This window comes from Aeromonas sp. S2(2024) (assembly GCF_041402505.1).
Lineage (GTDB): Bacteria > Pseudomonadota > Gammaproteobacteria > Enterobacterales > Aeromonadaceae > Aeromonas > Aeromonas media.
The window spans coordinates 275,030-288,973 of record NZ_JBGLRL010000002.1 but is presented as its reverse complement, the minus strand read 5'-3'; the positions used below and the strand labels follow the sequence as shown (position 1 = coordinate 288,973).

The window sequence follows — 13,944 nt, the reverse complement described above, 5'->3', positions numbered from 1 at the left end:
TGGCAGCTTGAGGAATGGACCCGATGGCCGCGCTTCATGGATACATGGATTGATAGAACACCTGGAGACACTCGCATGAACAAAATCGTTAAAAGCATGATCGCAATGGGGTTTGCCCTTGGTATGGCAAATTCTGCTTTCTCGGCCGAGGCGCTGAAGCTGGGTTATCTGGTCAAGCAGCCGGAGGAGCCCTGGTTCCAGACCGAATGGAACTTCGCCGACAAGGCGGGCAAGGATCTCGGCTTCGAGGTGATCAAGATAGCCGTCCCCGATGGCGAGAAGACCCTCAATGCCATCGACAGCCTGGCGGCCAACGGCGCCAAGGGCTTCGTCATCTGTACCCCTGATCCCAAGCTCGGGGCCGCCATCATGGCCAAGGCCAACAGCATGGATCTGAAGGTCATCACGGTGGACGACCAGTTCGTCAACGCCAAGGGCCAGCCCATGGAGCAGGTACCGCTGGTGATGATGGCCGCCACCAAGATTGGTGAACGCCAGGGCCAGGAGCTCTACAAGGAGATGCAAAAACGCCAGTGGGACGTGAAGGCGACCGGGGTGCTCGCCATCACCGCCGACGAGCTCGACACCGCCCGCCGTCGGGTCGAAGGCTCCTTGAGCGCGCTCAAGGGCGCCGGTTTCCCCGAGGGGCAGATCTACCGCTCGCCGACCAAGGCCAACGACATTCCGGGGGCGCTGGATGCCGCCAACTCCATGCTGGTACAGCATCCCGAGGTGAAGAACTGGCTCATCGTCGGCATGAATGACAACACAGTGCTCGGCGGCGTGCGCGCCACCGAAGGACAGGGCTTCAAGGCGGAGAACGTCATCGGCATCGGCATCAATGGTGTGGATGCGGTGAACGAGCTCTCCAAGTCCAGCGCCACCGGCTTCCTCGGCTCCCTGCTGCCAAGCCCGGACGTGCACGGTTACAAGAGCATCCAGATGCTCCATGACTGGGTCGTCAACGGCGCAGAGCCTGCCAAGTTCACCGAGGTGACCGACGTGGTGCTCATCACCCGCGACAACTTCAAGGTCGAGCTGCAGAAGAAAGGTCTGTGATTGACGCCATCTAAACCCTGATACCGAGACCGGCATGGCGGAGTGCGCCATGCCGGTCGGCTGGAGTGAAACATGAATCAGTCAGTTCCTTATCTGGAGTTTTGCGGCATCAGCAAGGAGTTTCCCGGCGTCAAGGCGCTGAAGAACGTCTCCTTCTGCTGCCAGCAGGGCACGGTACACGCGCTGATGGGGGAAAACGGCGCGGGCAAATCCACCCTGCTCAAGATCCTGAGCGGCTTCCAGTCGCCCACCACCGGAGTGGTGAAGCTGGCCGGCCAGGAGCGGGTCTTTCAGAGCACGGTCGATGCGCTGGAGAGCGGGATCGCCATCATCTATCAGGAGTTGCACCTGGTGCCCGAGATGACGGTGGCCGAGAACATCTACCTCGGTCAGCTGCCGACCCGGCGCGGGGTCATCGATCGGGAGAAGCTCTACCAGGATGCGGCCAGGCAGCTGGCGCGCCTTGGCATGGACGTCTCCCCCGAGACGCCGCTCAAGTACCTGTCGCTGGGGCAGTGGCAGATGGTGGAGATCGCCAAGGCGCTGACCCGGGACGCCAGCGTCATCGCCTTCGACGAGCCGACCAGCAGTCTCTCGTCCCGCGAGATTGAGCAGCTGTTTCGGGTTATCCGTCAGCTGCGGGGCGAGGGCAAGGTCATTCTCTACGTCTCCCACCGGATGGACGAGATCTTCGCCCTGTGCGACGCCATCACCGTATTCAAGGATGGCCAGTTCGTGCGCACCTTCGCCTCCATGGCCGAGGTGGACCGGGATCTGCTGGTCAAGACCATGGTGGGGCGCGAGCTGACCGACATCTATGGCTACAGCCCAAGGCCGCTCGGCGAATCGGGCCTCAAGGTGGAGAACCTGATGGGGCCGGGGCTCAAGGCGCCTGTGTCGTTCGAGGTCAAGCGCGGGGAGATCCTCGGCATCTTCGGGCTGGTGGGGGCCGGGCGCAGCGAGCTGATGAAGCTCATCTTCGGCGCCGACAAGATGCGCACCGGCGAGATAGCCGTGTTCGGCAAGCCGGTGGTCATCGGCAGCCCCATCGACGCCATTCGCTGCGGCATCATGCTCTGTACCGAAGACCGCAAGGCGCTCGGCATCATCCCCATCCATTCGGTGCAGGAAAACATCAACATCAGCGCCCGCCGTCACAAGGCGTGGGGGGGCTTCTGGATCAACCAGCAGTGGGAGGACGAGAACGCGAGGCTGCGGATCCGCGACATGCGGGTCAAGACCCCGTCTCCCCATCAGACCATCATGAACCTCTCGGGCGGCAACCAGCAGAAGGCCATTCTGGGGCGCTGGCTCTCCGAGGACATGAAGGTCATCTTGCTCGACGAGCCGACCCGCGGCATCGACGTCGGTGCCAAAAACGAGATTTACAACGTGATTTACGATCTGGCCAAGGTGGGTATCGCCGTGGTGGTGGTATCGAGCGAGCTGCCGGAAGTGCTGGGCATCGCGGACCGGATCATGGTCATGCGGGAGGGGGAGATCGCCGGCGAGCTTTCCCACGATGAGGCCAACGAGGTCAAGGCGCTCAATCTGGCCATGCCGGCCCGTTGATCTGCTGACCGCAACGAGATAGCACCCGGAATTTTCAGGAGAAAAACCATGACAACTACTACCTCAGTCGGCCAGGCCGCCAGCACCGCGGCGACCAGCGGCTCCCGCCTGCAACTGGCCCGCGTCTGGGATCAATACGGCATGCTGGTGATCTTCGCCATCCTGTTCCTGCTGGCCTGCGTGCTGGTACCCAACTTCGCCAGCCTGATCAACATGCGCGGGCTCGGGCTCGCCGTCTCCATGTCGGGCATGGTGGCCTGCGGCATGCTGTTCTGCCTCGCCTCCGGCGAGTTCGACATGTCGGTCGGATCCGTGGTGGCCTGCTCCGGCGTCGCCTGCGCGGTCGGCATCAACGCCACCGAGAGCATCACGGTCGGCATCCTGGCCGGCATGTCGGTGGGGGTGCTGTTTGGCCTCATCAACGGCATCGTCGTGGCCAAATTCAAGATCAATGCCCTCATCACCACCCTCGCCACCATGCAGATGGCGCGCGGGGTGGGTTACATCATCTCGGACGGCAAGGCGGTCGGCATAGTGGAAGAGGGCTTCTTCGAACTCGGCAACTCGGCCCTGCTCGGCATCCCGACCCCGGTCTGGCTGACCGCCGTCTGCTTCGTGCTGTTCGGCCTGCTGCTCAACAAGACCACTTTTGGCCGCAACACCCTGGCCATGGGGGGTAATGAGGAGGCGGCACGCCTGGCCGGGGTCAACGTGGTGCGCACCAAGATCATCATCTTCACCATGACCGGGCTGATTGCCTCCATCGCGGGGATCATACTCGCCTCGCGCATGACCTCGGGCCAGCCCATGACCTCCATCGGCTTCGAGCTGGTGGTGATCTCCGCCTGCGTGCTGGGGGGCGTATCCATGAAGGGGGGCATCGGCAAGATCTCCTACATCATCGCCGGGGTGCTGATTTTGGGGTTGATGGAGAACGCCATGAACCTGCTCAACATCTCCCCGTTTGCCCAGTATGTGGTGCGTGGCCTCATCCTGCTCGCCGCCGTGCTGTTCGACCGCTACAAGCAGGTGCGCAAGGCGCGCGTCTGATCCCTGTCCAACCATGCAGGCCCGCGTTCAGCGGGTCTGCCCAGGGTGGCACCATGGCTCACGGCACATCCCGTTGTGAGCCAGTTCACCAATTTCACACGGCGCCGAGCGCCAGATAGCGCGTTCCCAAGGTGAGTCTTTACAATGACCCAAGCCGATTTTTTTACCCAAGCGCTGTTTTCCGCCATGTCCTCGATGCAAAAAGAGAAGCCGAAACAACTCAACCCCCTGCTGCCGGGCTATGCCTTCGATGTGTTCCTGGTCTCGGGCATGACCCCCATAGAGCAGGGGAGTGCGCTCGACTTCATCATCGACCGGCCCCAGGGAATGAAGGGCTTCATCGTCAACCTGACCATCAAGGGCAAGGGGCAGATCTTCCAGGGGGATCAGGCATTCACCGTGGAGCCAGGGGACCTGCTGCTGTTTCCGCCCGCGGCCGTGCACCATTACGGCCGGGCGCCGGATGCGCGGGAGTGGTATCACCGCTGGGTCTATTTCCGGCCGCGGGCCTACTGGGCCGACTGGCTCAAGTGGCCGCAGGTGACGGAGCGGGTGGGGCGATTGCAACTGGCGGACGCCGCCTTGCTCGCCGAGTTCGACGCCCTTTTCCTCGACATCGAAGAGACCCACCAGCAGCTCAGGCCCATGTCGGAGCAGCTGGCCATGAACCTGCTGGAGCGGCTGCTTATTCGCTGCTATGAAGCCTCCTCCCTAAGTGCCTACCCCACCATAGATCACCGGGTGCACCAGGCGTGCCAGATCCTGAGCGAATCGCTCTGCGCCGAGATCTCGGTGGAGGCGCTGGCGGAGCAGGTGTTTTTGTCCCCGTCACGGCTGGCCCACCTGTTTCGCGAGCAGGTGGGGGTGAGCATAGTGCGCTGGCGCGAGGATCAGCGGATCATGCGGGCCAAGCTGCTGCTGCAGACCACGCCGCTGTCGGTGGCCACCATAGGCCAGCAGGTGGGCTATGACGATCAGCTCTACTTCTCGCGGGTGTTCAGGAAGCGGGTAGGGGTCAGCCCCACCGAATACCGCAAATGCGCCACCCCGCTGTGATGCCGGGTTCGGCAAGGTCAGAGAGACGACAAAGCCCTCGTGATGAGGGCTTTGTCATTCAGGTGCGGCAAGGGGCGGGGATCAACCCTGGCGAGCCTTGAATCTGGGATTGCTCTTGCAGATCACGAACAGCTTGCCGTGGCGGCGAACGACCTGGCAATCAGGATGACGTGACTTGGCTGATTTCAGTGAGGCGAGCACTTTCATGATTTCTCTTTTCCTTTGTTGAAGAATTGGCCGAATCGCTGACCGAAGCGGGCGACTTGTCCTTGCTTGCCAGCCTGCTTCTGGTTGCCGGTATAGAAGGGATGAGAGGCACTCGATACATCCAGCATCGCATAGGAACAGCTGTTGCCAACTTCCCATTTTTGGGTGCGACTGGTCAGGTCGTGAGGCAGTCCCTTGGAGTATTCGGGATGAATATGGAGGGACATGAGACGAGCGCCATAACCAGAAGTGTTATCTTATAACACATAAGGATAATGCTACTGATGAGAATTAATATCAACAAACTTCTGGTACCCCGTGAAGCTGCCGGCTGACATTAGGGTTGATCAGTGCGGTTGCAAAGAGAATGGCGTGTCTCTTTTGAGGCTTTTTGGGGATGGTACGGAGTAGCGTTCTGCCTTCTCTTTTACTGGTGCCGTATAGAGACAGCCTTTTATCATTGCGGTGTATTTTATGGTTCAGTGTGTTCTGTGCAAAAAATATAATGGATGTGGTGACAACTCAACATTACATCAGCCATTGAGTCAACCAGTCGTGAATGGAAATGACAACCTGTGTTGCGCCTGTCACTGCGATTTCGCTATCAAAAATAATGTGGAACGTGGTTGGCCAGACTCGCTTTTAATTAAGGTGGCTATATGTCTACAAGATATTTTACCTGCTTTTTTTTATAATTCCCCCATAGCGTGAATGGGCTGAGAGTATGCCTGTGGTGGTGTTTATATAAAAACCCCAGGCACTTTATGCCTGGGGGTTGGTGCAGATAAAAGATACTTGCCATCATCGGGTTATTATATTCAGGCCCTACGTGTCTGAGCCTTCACCGGGTTTGGAATGATATTCTCTTTTGCTGAAAACCGTTTGCTGCAAATAGCAGTGAGGATTGGCACCAACACGGCAGTCACTATCACACAGGTTGCGACCAGCGCGGTGGCGGATTGGGCTACGGGGGCAAAAGCAGGGTTCATCTGGGCGATGATCATCGGGTTGGCGACAGCCGCCCCGGCGGTGGAGGAGGCGGCTACTCCGGCGGTACCATTACCACCCGCCAGCCACTTGTCGGCGAGGATCAGCGGGATCCCGGTGATGATGATGACGGCCAGGCCGAGCAGGATCCCAAGCAGACCGGTGTCGATGATGACCGAGAAGTTGATGGTATTGCCCAGTGCGAAGCCGAAGAAGGGGATCAGGGTGCCGGTGGCCTTGCTGAAGAACTCCTTTAGATCCGGGTCTAAGTTGCCCAGAGCAAACCCGATCAGGAAGGGCAGGATGGCGCCGACAAAGTGGTGTCCCTGAAAGGAGGCCAACCCAGTAGCACCCAGGATAACCATGGTCATCAGCGGGCCGGATTCAATGGACATGAGCACGAAGGCGCCGGACTCTTCCTTGGTGCCGTATTGATTCATCAGGCTGGCATAAAGACCGCCGTTGGTCATGTCCATCGCTGAGACGAGCGCCAGGGTAGACAGACCGGCCAGCAGACCCGCCTCGATGCCATGCTCGGGAATGAGCTGGGCTGCCAGCAGAGCGACCAGCCAAGCCACGGCAATCTTGGTGATCACCAGCACGCCGGATTTACGCAGCACAGTCCCGGTGGCACGCAGGTTGATGGAGGCCCCGATACAGAAGAACCAGACCGCCAGGATGGGGACTGTCCCTGTGATGATACCCTTGGTGAAGCCGCCATAATATTCGGCGGTTCCGGGGGCAAAGGTATTTAATGTGGCGCCCAGCAACAAGGGGATCAGCATGATCCCGCCTGGGATCTTGTCCAACGTCTGCTTGATTTTCATACCTACCTCATTTGTTATAAAACAGAGTTATTAAAATTTTGATTATTGATAGTGTTGGCAGATCAGTGGTTGGCTAACCAGCTTTTGCTGACCTTGAATACGGCTTTCTTAATTCTGTCTGGGGCATCAATCTGGCAGGTTGGACGATGTACTTCGCCAGGATAAAAGATGACAAAGTCACCGGCTTCAAGCATGACCCGGGTCGTGATGTCATCATTCTCGACAAAGATCAGATCAGGTTTGGTTTCTTTATATTCATGGGGTTCTGAAATAGTGGCACTGGTGGCGATAATTTCCTGGCCGGCGAGCAATACCTGAATATCGAGATAGTGTTCATGGAATTCACTCTTCACACTGCTTTCATCTGCTGTGACGGGACTGGAGATCAGATAGAAAACGGTATTGTCGATAATGTCATATTTACCATCGGCTTTATTAAGCAGATTTTGGTGAGAACACTCTTCGCGGCTTAATAGCTGCAATAGAGGGGGAGGCAGCATGGCCATGTCGAGTCGTTGCAAATTACCGGTAATCATCTGCAGGTCTTCCTTTTGGTATTGCTTGTCCTGATGGCTGATGCATGGGGTGATGCCAGCCGAGAGGATGAAATAGGATTTTGGTGGGTCATTTGGAGCCTTTTACAGGCCCCGTTACTGTCAGAGTGCTGCCATGGCTTCACGGACCAGGGTGCCTATCTGTTCCCACTCCTGCCGATCGATGAGGTCTGTCGGAACCATCCAGGTGCCACCGCAGGCAAAGACCGAGCCCTGGGCGAGATAATCCTTCACATTGCTCGGGCTGATACCGCCGGTTGGCATGAACCGGACCGGGTAGACGGCGCTCATGGCCTTGAGCATGGAGAGACCACCGGAGGGCTCGGCCGGGAAGAATTTGAGGGTGCGCAGACCGAGCTCCATCGCCTGTTCGACCATGCTGGGGTTGTTGACACCCGGGATCATCATCACGCCGCGGGCCTGGCAATACTGGACGATGCGCGGGTTGAAGCCGGGGCTGACGACAAAATCCACACCGGCGTCGATGGCTTGATCCACTTGGGCCGTGGTGAGCACTGTGCCGGCACCGATGACCATGTCGGGGAAAGCGGCGCGCAGCTGACGAATGGCCTCGGCGGCGGCAGGGGTGCGGAAGGTGATCTCCGCGCTCGGCATGCCGTTGTCCATCAGGGCTCGGCCGAGGGCCACGGCGTCATCGGCGTTCTTGATGGCGATGACAGGGATGATCTTCAGGGTCGACAGTTTTTCAAGCAATGCTGACATGGGATGCCTCACTGGAAAGAGAAAGGGTATGGGTAACCGGCATGGCCGGCAGGGGAATGATGGCCCCACGATGCTGGATGACGGTGCTGGCCAGCAGGTGGGCATAGGATGCCGCCTCGCTTGCCGAAGCCCTGGCCAGTCGTTTGGCAAGGTAGCCGGCGCTGAAGGAATCTCCTGCCGCCGTGGTATCTATCACCTGCTCCCTGGCCAGGGACATGGCAGGCACTTCCTTTTGCCGATCACCTTGCGCGATGAGGCAGGGCTCGGCGCCGCGTTTGATGACGATCTCGTCGACCCCCAGCGCCTGGGTGCGTGCCAGGGTCTGAGCCTCCTGGTGGTCGCCCCACAGGGAAAATTCATCGTCCAGAGTCAGGAAGGCAATGTCGGTCAGGGCCAGCATGGCGCTATAGGTCTGCTGGGCTGCCTCTTTGCTTTCCCACAGTCGTGGGCGGTAGTTGTTATCGAAGGCTATCTTCACCCCCGCTGCCCGGCACTGGGCCAACTGCTGGAGCAGGGTGACCCGGTCGGCAGGGGAGAGAATGGCGAGGCTGATACCACTCAGATAGAGGTAATCAAAGCCGCGCAACTGTTGGCAGACCGGATTGGCCTCTGGTCCTTGCAGCCAGTACCGGGCGGCGGCATCACTGCGCCAGTAGTGGAAGGTACGCTCACCCTGCTCATCGGTTTCGATGAGATAGAGGCCGGGCAGCTTGTGGTCGAGGCGTTGTACCAGATCGGTGTGGACGCCTTCTCGCTGCCACTCGGCCATCATGGCACCGCTGATGGCATCGGTGCCCATGGCCGTCACATAGTGCACGGCCAACTCGGGGTTGGCACGGGTCAGGTAGACGGCGGTGTTGAGGGTGTCCCCTCCAAAATGGCGCACGAGATCCGTCTTGCTTTCAGATAACTCGATCATGCACTCGCCGATGACGGCAACCTTGATAGACATATGTCCTCCCACTTTTATGATGTGCTCATTCTATTTAATGAAACGAAACTATCAAATGAATTGAAACGCTATTTCATTAATATGTGATTAAACGCAAAGATTGGCCACTGAGGGGAGAATGTTCATCACCAGACCCCGATCCAGGACCCTGTGGCGCTCAGCAAAAACCCGCGTTTGTCCCCATGTGAGCGCGATCACGGAAGGAGGCGCTGGCGCTTTTCTCATGAGAGGAGTGAAGTCAAAAGAGGCTTGTCAGAGAGACTCACGGCTATGATTGCGCTGCCGTTTCAAATATAATGAAACGATAGGTTTCAGCAGGAGGTTTACATGTCAGTGGTAGATAATTCGCCGGATTCGGTCTCATCGGTATTGAAAGTGTTTGGCATCTTGCAGGCACTGGGGGAGCAGAAAGAGATCGGCGTGACCGAATTGTCCCAGCGGATCATGATGTCCAAAAGTACCGTCTATCGCTTCTTGCAGACCATGAAAACTCTGGGCTATGTCAAGCAGGAAGGGGAGACGGACAAGTACACCCTGAGCCTGAAGCTGTTCGAGCTCGGCGGCAAGGCATTGGGTTACCAGGACTTGATCCAGATTGCAGATGCCCAGATGCACCGCCTTGGCAAGTTGACCAAGGAGACCCTGCACCTGGGGACGCTCGACGAAGACAGCGTCGTCTATCTGCACAAGATTGACTCCGAATACAACCTGCGGATGTACTCGCGCATCGGGCGCCGCTGTCCGCTCTACAGCACGGGTCTTGGCAAGGTGATGATGGCCTGGCTGCCGGAAGAAGAAGTGCGCGGCATGCTGGCCAACGTGACCTTCGAGCGTTTTACCGAGCATACCCTGGCCAATATCGATGAAGTGCTGACGGAGCTGGTGCGGGTACGCGAGCTGGGTTATGCGGAAGACAATGAAGAGAACGAACATGGGCTGCGCTGTTTCGCGGTCCCCATCTACAACCGGATGGGGCGCATCATCACCGGGCTCTCCTTGTCACTGCCGAGCGTGCGTTTTGAAGAGAGCAAGCGAGCCGAGCTGATCAGTCTGCTGCACGAGGCGGCAGGCCACATCTCGGCTGAGCTGGGTTATCACGACTACCCCTTTACCCCGCGCTAGGGAGGCGAGATCGGGTTCACCCCTCATGAGTAGATGCCAGCCAGAGCAGGCTGGCATCCCCGCATATTCCCGGTTATCGCACAGTCTCTGGCTGGACCGTGCGTTGACTGCGGCAGAGTGAAAAGATGGTGTAGCCATTGATGACGAGGAACATCCCCTCCAGCAAGATCCCCCCAATCGATCCCGCCCAGAGGTTGTGAATGACCCAGCACAGGCTGCTGGCCAGCATGCACCAACGCAGTAACAGCCCTTCCAACCGGAACAACGCATAGGTGCTCAGAGTCGTACCTATCAGCGTGAGCAGCTGAACGGGATGCTCCAGCTGAGGTAGCACCAATCCCCAGGCCAGGGCGATGAACAGCAGCATGACGCCCAGGGTGCGATGGTAGCCGGAGACCCAGGTCCGGATCGCGCACAGCAGGCAGTGGATGGCGGCGGCCGTGGCGCCGAGCAACATGAAATGGGCTGTGAGGAGTACGCCGTTGAGGGTCAGGTGCAGCCGCAGTTTCCTATCTTGTCGTTGCAGGAAGGCGGTGACACCGATGGCGCAGGCCAGCAGGCCGAGCAGCTGGGCCAGGGGATCGAACAGCATGGGGTGAATTCCGTGATGGGATGAATGACAAAAGGCGCCTGATGGCGCCTTTTTCATGGGAGCTGCGCTTAGCGGGCCAGCCAGCCACCGTCGACGGCGATGGTGTAGCCGTTGATGTAGTCGGAGGCGGCAGACGCTAGGAACACCACAGGGCCCATCATGTCGTCGGGCAGGCCCCAGCGCCCGGCTGGGATCCGCTCCAGGATGGCGGCGTTGCGATCCTCATCGGCGCGCAGGGCCGTGGTGTTGTTGGTGGCCATGTAGCCGGGGGCGATGGCGTTGACATTGATGCCCTGGCTGGCCCACTCGTTGGCCAGCAGGCGGGTGATCCCCATGACACCGCTCTTGGAGGCGGTGTAGGAGGGGACGCGAATGCCGCCCTGATAGGAGAGCATGGAGGCGATGTTGACTATCTTGCCGCCCCGGCCCTGGGCCATGAACTGCCTGGCCACCGCCTGAGACATGAAGAAGACGCTCTTGATGTTGATGTTCATCACGTCGTCCCAGTCCTTCTCGCTGAAGTTGATGGCATCCTCGCGGCGGATGATGCCGGCGTTGTTGACTAGGATGTCGACGCGGCCGAACCGGGAGACAGCTTGATCCACCAGGGCGGGCAGGGTATCCACCTTGCTGACATCAGCCTTGAGGCTCAGGAACTGGCGCCCGAGCGCCTCCACCTTGGCGATGGTGTCGGTGGGCTCGACGATGTTGATGCCGACGATGTCGCAGCCAGCTTCGGCCAGACCGAGCGCCATGCCCTGGCCCAGACCCGTATCACAACCGGTCACGATGGCAACCTTACCCTTCAAATCGAATGCGTTGAGAATCATCTTGTTTCCTCTGCTGCCACCAGACGTGGCAGGGGTGATGGGGAATGCGGGCGACCCGTGTCGCCCGGAATCGGATGGGAATTAGCGCAGATCCCTGACGGCCACATGATCCATGTCGCCGAACACCTGGTTTTCACCGACCATGCCCCAGATGAAGGTGTAGGCCTGGGTGCCGACGCCGGAGTGGATGGACCAGCTTGGGGAGATGACGGCCTGCTCGTTGTGCACCAGCAGGTGCCGGGTCTCGTCCGGCTTGCCCATCATGTGGAACACGGCGGCATCGTCTTGCATGTTGAAGTAGAAGTAGACCTCCATGCGGCGCTCGTGGGTGTGGCAGGGCATGGTATTCCACAGGCTGCCCTCTTCCAGCTGAGTCATGCCCATCACCAGCTGGCAGGTCGGCAGCACGTCCGGCACCAGGTACTTGTAAATGGTGCGACGGTTGCTGGTGGCAGCCTCGCCCAGGGTGCTCGGGGAGGCCTGCGCCTGGGTGACCTTGCGGGTCGGGAAGTGCACATGGGCCGGGGCGCTGTTGTAATAAAACTTGGCCGGCTGCGCGGCGTCGACGCTGACAAAGCTCAACTCGCGGGCACCCTGACCCACATAGAGCGCCTCGGCGTTGCCGATCTCGAAGGGGATGCCATCAACCACCACCACACCGGGACCGCCGATGTTGATGAGGCCCAACTCGCGGCGCTCCAGAAAGTAGCTGACGCCGAAGGTCTTGCCCAGCGCGTCCGAGAAGGCGAGGGGACCTTGGACCGGCATGATGCCACCGAACACGATGCGGTCGATGTGGCTGTAGGTCATGGTCAGCTGGTCTGGCGTGAAAATCTCTTCTACCAGGAATTCACGGCGCAGGCCCTGAGTGTCCAGCTGTTTTGCATGATCGCTGTGAATGCTTTGACGAATTTGCATGATTAACCTCGGTAATGGCCCTCGGGCGTTGGCAAGCAGGTGTGTCTTCAGTGGCTACAATGCTACCAAATAAAAAATAAAAATCAAAACATCGTTTTGAAATTGTGATTGGTATGTCTACCGCTTTATGTCGACGGCGTTTCATTTTCCTCATCGAGCTCGACGGTCGCGCCAATCTGATGAGCATACGGCGGGGATCGGGATGCCTGGATGAAGGGTAAGCCCCCCTGTTTGAAGGCTCGGAGGACGCTTGGCTTGGGCTGTGGCAAGTGGCCCCTTTACTTTTGATTGTTACTGTATAAAAATACAGTCAACCATCATGGAGACGTATCCTATGCGCCTGGAAATCATCATCGACAGAAAACATCAGATCCCCACTGCGACCATGGAGGCGCTGCGTCAGGAGTTGCTCAAGCAACTGGGCGAGCGATTCCCTGATCTACATGTGCGGGTCGCCCCTGGCAGCGCAATGGCCCTGACGGTCAGCCGCGCCAGCAAGGAGGACAGGGAACTGGCCGAGGCCATGGTGCAGGAAGTATGGGAGAACGCCGAGAGCTGGATGCCGGAGGCGGAAGGCGCCGAAGTCTGATCAGGAACAGGTTGTCATTTTGCCTGTCATGGTAACAGGCTGGCTCTTACCCCGGTTTGAACGAAACGCAGCTCAAGGCTGCGTTTTGTGTTTGTGAGAAGGTGGCAGGGTGCTGGGCCAGCTAAGAGGGCTCAGAGCCCGGCCCAGCGTCTGAGGCTGCCGTTCTGTACCCGCTGGTTGGCCTCTGCGATGTCGCCATTGGCGCGAAGCGCCTTGAGGGCGATGGGCAGGGCTGTGCGCACCTCGTCGGTGGTCATGCCGGCATGGAGGGCGGGATGATAGGCGAGCTTGAGCAGCACATAGTCGAGCCCGGTGGGGAAGCTGTCGATGCTGTTGTCGTTGAAGATGGAGGGAAACACCTTGTCCGAGTCATTGGGCAGCCCCATCACCTGGGTGAGCTCCTCCACTACGCAATCCAGAAAACGGCCCTTAGCCCGGCTGTAGTCCACCGGGATGATGATGGTGGCACGGGTGATCTCATAGCGGCCGTTGGTCGCGAAATTGGCCAGGCAGATCCCCTCCTTGAGGGCAATGCCGACAGAGTCATCCTGGCGCATGGTGCGGCGGGCCCAGCCGGCCATCTGCTGGTGCCTGGTCATGATGAGGGTGAGATTGGGGTTGTCGCTGACGAGCAGTATGGGGTGGCCAGTGATCCTGGCCAGATGCTGGCTCTGCACCTTGACCACCTCGGCCTGCAGCGCCTTGTCGCCAAACTCGTTGATGAGCTTGAGGCGGATGGGGCCTTGCCAGCGGGAGAAGCGTACCTGGGCCTCATGACCATATTCCCGCTTCATGGCGACTTCCATGAAGCTCTGGATCAGATAGTCGTCGCTCTGCCAGCGCTCGGTTGCCAGCAGGGAGCAGGGCAGCAGCATGGCGAGCCACAGGGCCATCACCCGGCCTCGC

At 59.1% G+C, this 13,944-nt stretch carries 16 protein-coding genes; 6 read left to right on the top strand and 10 right to left on the bottom strand.

All coding sequences use genetic code 11. The features are described from left to right. Positions 1-75 precede the first annotated feature (75 nt). The 4 genes from ACB039_RS03750 (at position 76) to araC (ending at position 4,737) form a co-directional block, all read left to right on the top strand. Positions 76-1,059: an arabinose ABC transporter substrate-binding protein gene (locus tag ACB039_RS03750; RefSeq protein WP_043132148.1), complete on the top strand. Its 984-nt coding sequence runs from the start codon at positions 76-78 to the stop codon at positions 1,057-1,059. Between the two features lie 72 nt (positions 1,060-1,131). Further along, complete coding sequence (gene araG / locus ACB039_RS03745) at positions 1,132-2,631, top strand: L-arabinose ABC transporter ATP-binding protein AraG (RefSeq protein ID WP_371165166.1); 1,500 nt, start codon at positions 1,132-1,134, stop codon at positions 2,629-2,631. Between the two features lie 48 nt (positions 2,632-2,679). Beyond that, positions 2,680-3,681 carry an L-arabinose ABC transporter permease AraH gene (araH, locus tag ACB039_RS03740; RefSeq protein ID WP_042649062.1) on the top strand — a complete coding sequence of 334 codons (1,002 nt, stop codon included), beginning with the start codon at positions 2,680-2,682 and terminating at the stop codon, positions 3,679-3,681. Positions 3,682-3,825: 144 nt separating this feature from the next. Then, positions 3,826-4,737, top strand: coding sequence for an arabinose operon transcriptional regulator AraC (gene araC / locus ACB039_RS03735; RefSeq protein WP_371165165.1), 912 nt, complete (start codon positions 3,826-3,828; stop codon positions 4,735-4,737). Between the two features lie 81 nt (positions 4,738-4,818). On the opposite strand, the gene ykgO is transcribed toward araC, so the two are convergent. The 6 genes from ykgO to ACB039_RS03705 all read right to left on the bottom strand — a co-directional run bounded on the left by ykgO (position 4,819) and on the right by ACB039_RS03705 (position 8,987). Then, the gene (ykgO, locus tag ACB039_RS03730) at positions 4,819-4,944 is read right to left on the bottom strand and encodes a type B 50S ribosomal protein L36 (RefSeq protein WP_043132143.1); all 126 of its coding nucleotides are present in this window, start codon (positions 4,942-4,944) and stop codon (positions 4,819-4,821) included. Then, complete coding sequence (rpmE, locus tag ACB039_RS03725; RefSeq protein WP_171269751.1) at positions 4,941-5,171, bottom strand: 50S ribosomal protein L31; 231 nt, start codon at positions 5,169-5,171, stop codon at positions 4,941-4,943. Before rpmE ends, ykgO begins: the two co-directional genes overlap by 4 nt. Positions 5,172-5,762: 591 nt before the next feature. Further along, the gene (gene kdgT / locus ACB039_RS03720; RefSeq protein ID WP_171269752.1) at positions 5,763-6,758 is read right to left on the bottom strand and encodes a 2-keto-3-deoxygluconate transporter; all 996 of its coding nucleotides are present in this window, start codon (positions 6,756-6,758) and stop codon (positions 5,763-5,765) included. Between the two features lie 62 nt (positions 6,759-6,820). Next, positions 6,821-7,294 (bottom strand): YhcH/YjgK/YiaL family protein, encoded by a 474-nt coding sequence (locus ACB039_RS03715; RefSeq protein ID WP_171269753.1) that lies wholly within the window; start codon positions 7,292-7,294, stop codon positions 6,821-6,823. 120 nt (positions 7,295-7,414) lie between these two features. After that, positions 7,415-8,035, bottom strand: a complete 621-nt coding sequence (locus ACB039_RS03710; protein WP_171269754.1) for a bifunctional 4-hydroxy-2-oxoglutarate aldolase/2-dehydro-3-deoxy-phosphogluconate aldolase — start codon at positions 8,033-8,035, stop codon at positions 7,415-7,417. Continuing rightward, complete coding sequence (locus ACB039_RS03705; RefSeq protein ID WP_171269755.1) at positions 8,019-8,987, bottom strand: sugar kinase; 969 nt, start codon at positions 8,985-8,987, stop codon at positions 8,019-8,021. Before ACB039_RS03705 ends, ACB039_RS03710 begins: the two co-directional genes overlap by 17 nt. Before the next feature lie 327 nt (positions 8,988-9,314). Here ACB039_RS03705 and kdgR point away from each other — a divergent pair, with 327 nt between their 5' ends. Then, entirely contained in the window at positions 9,315-10,109 is a 795-nt protein-coding gene (kdgR, locus tag ACB039_RS03700) for a DNA-binding transcriptional regulator KdgR (protein WP_171269756.1), read from the top strand. A 73-nt stretch (positions 10,110-10,182) separates the two neighbouring features. Here the strand turns inward: kdgR and ACB039_RS03695 are convergent, their stop codons facing one another. The 3 genes from ACB039_RS03695 to kduI all read right to left on the bottom strand — a co-directional run bounded on the left by ACB039_RS03695 (position 10,183) and on the right by kduI (position 12,449). Then, entirely contained in the window at positions 10,183-10,701 is a 519-nt protein-coding gene (locus ACB039_RS03695; RefSeq protein ID WP_182785626.1) for a YgjV family protein, read from the bottom strand. A 68-nt stretch (positions 10,702-10,769) separates the two neighbouring features. After that, complete coding sequence (gene kduD / locus ACB039_RS03690; protein WP_171269757.1) at positions 10,770-11,531, bottom strand: 2-dehydro-3-deoxy-D-gluconate 5-dehydrogenase KduD; 762 nt, start codon at positions 11,529-11,531, stop codon at positions 10,770-10,772. An 81-nt stretch (positions 11,532-11,612) separates the two neighbouring features. Beyond that, entirely contained in the window at positions 11,613-12,449 is an 837-nt protein-coding gene (kduI, locus tag ACB039_RS03685; RefSeq protein ID WP_171269758.1) for a 5-dehydro-4-deoxy-D-glucuronate isomerase, read from the bottom strand. Between the two features lie 334 nt (positions 12,450-12,783). On the opposite strand from kduI, the gene ACB039_RS03680 reads away from it, so the two are divergent. Beyond that, the gene (locus ACB039_RS03680; RefSeq protein WP_171269759.1) at positions 12,784-13,038 is read left to right on the top strand and encodes a DinI family protein; all 255 of its coding nucleotides are present in this window, start codon (positions 12,784-12,786) and stop codon (positions 13,036-13,038) included. 131 nt (positions 13,039-13,169) lie between these two features. Here the strand turns inward: ACB039_RS03680 and ACB039_RS03675 are convergent, their stop codons facing one another. Then, positions 13,170-13,931: a DUF2927 domain-containing protein gene (locus ACB039_RS03675; RefSeq protein WP_371165164.1), complete on the bottom strand. Its 762-nt coding sequence runs from the start codon at positions 13,929-13,931 to the stop codon at positions 13,170-13,172. Between the last annotated feature and the right edge of the window lie 13 nt (positions 13,932-13,944).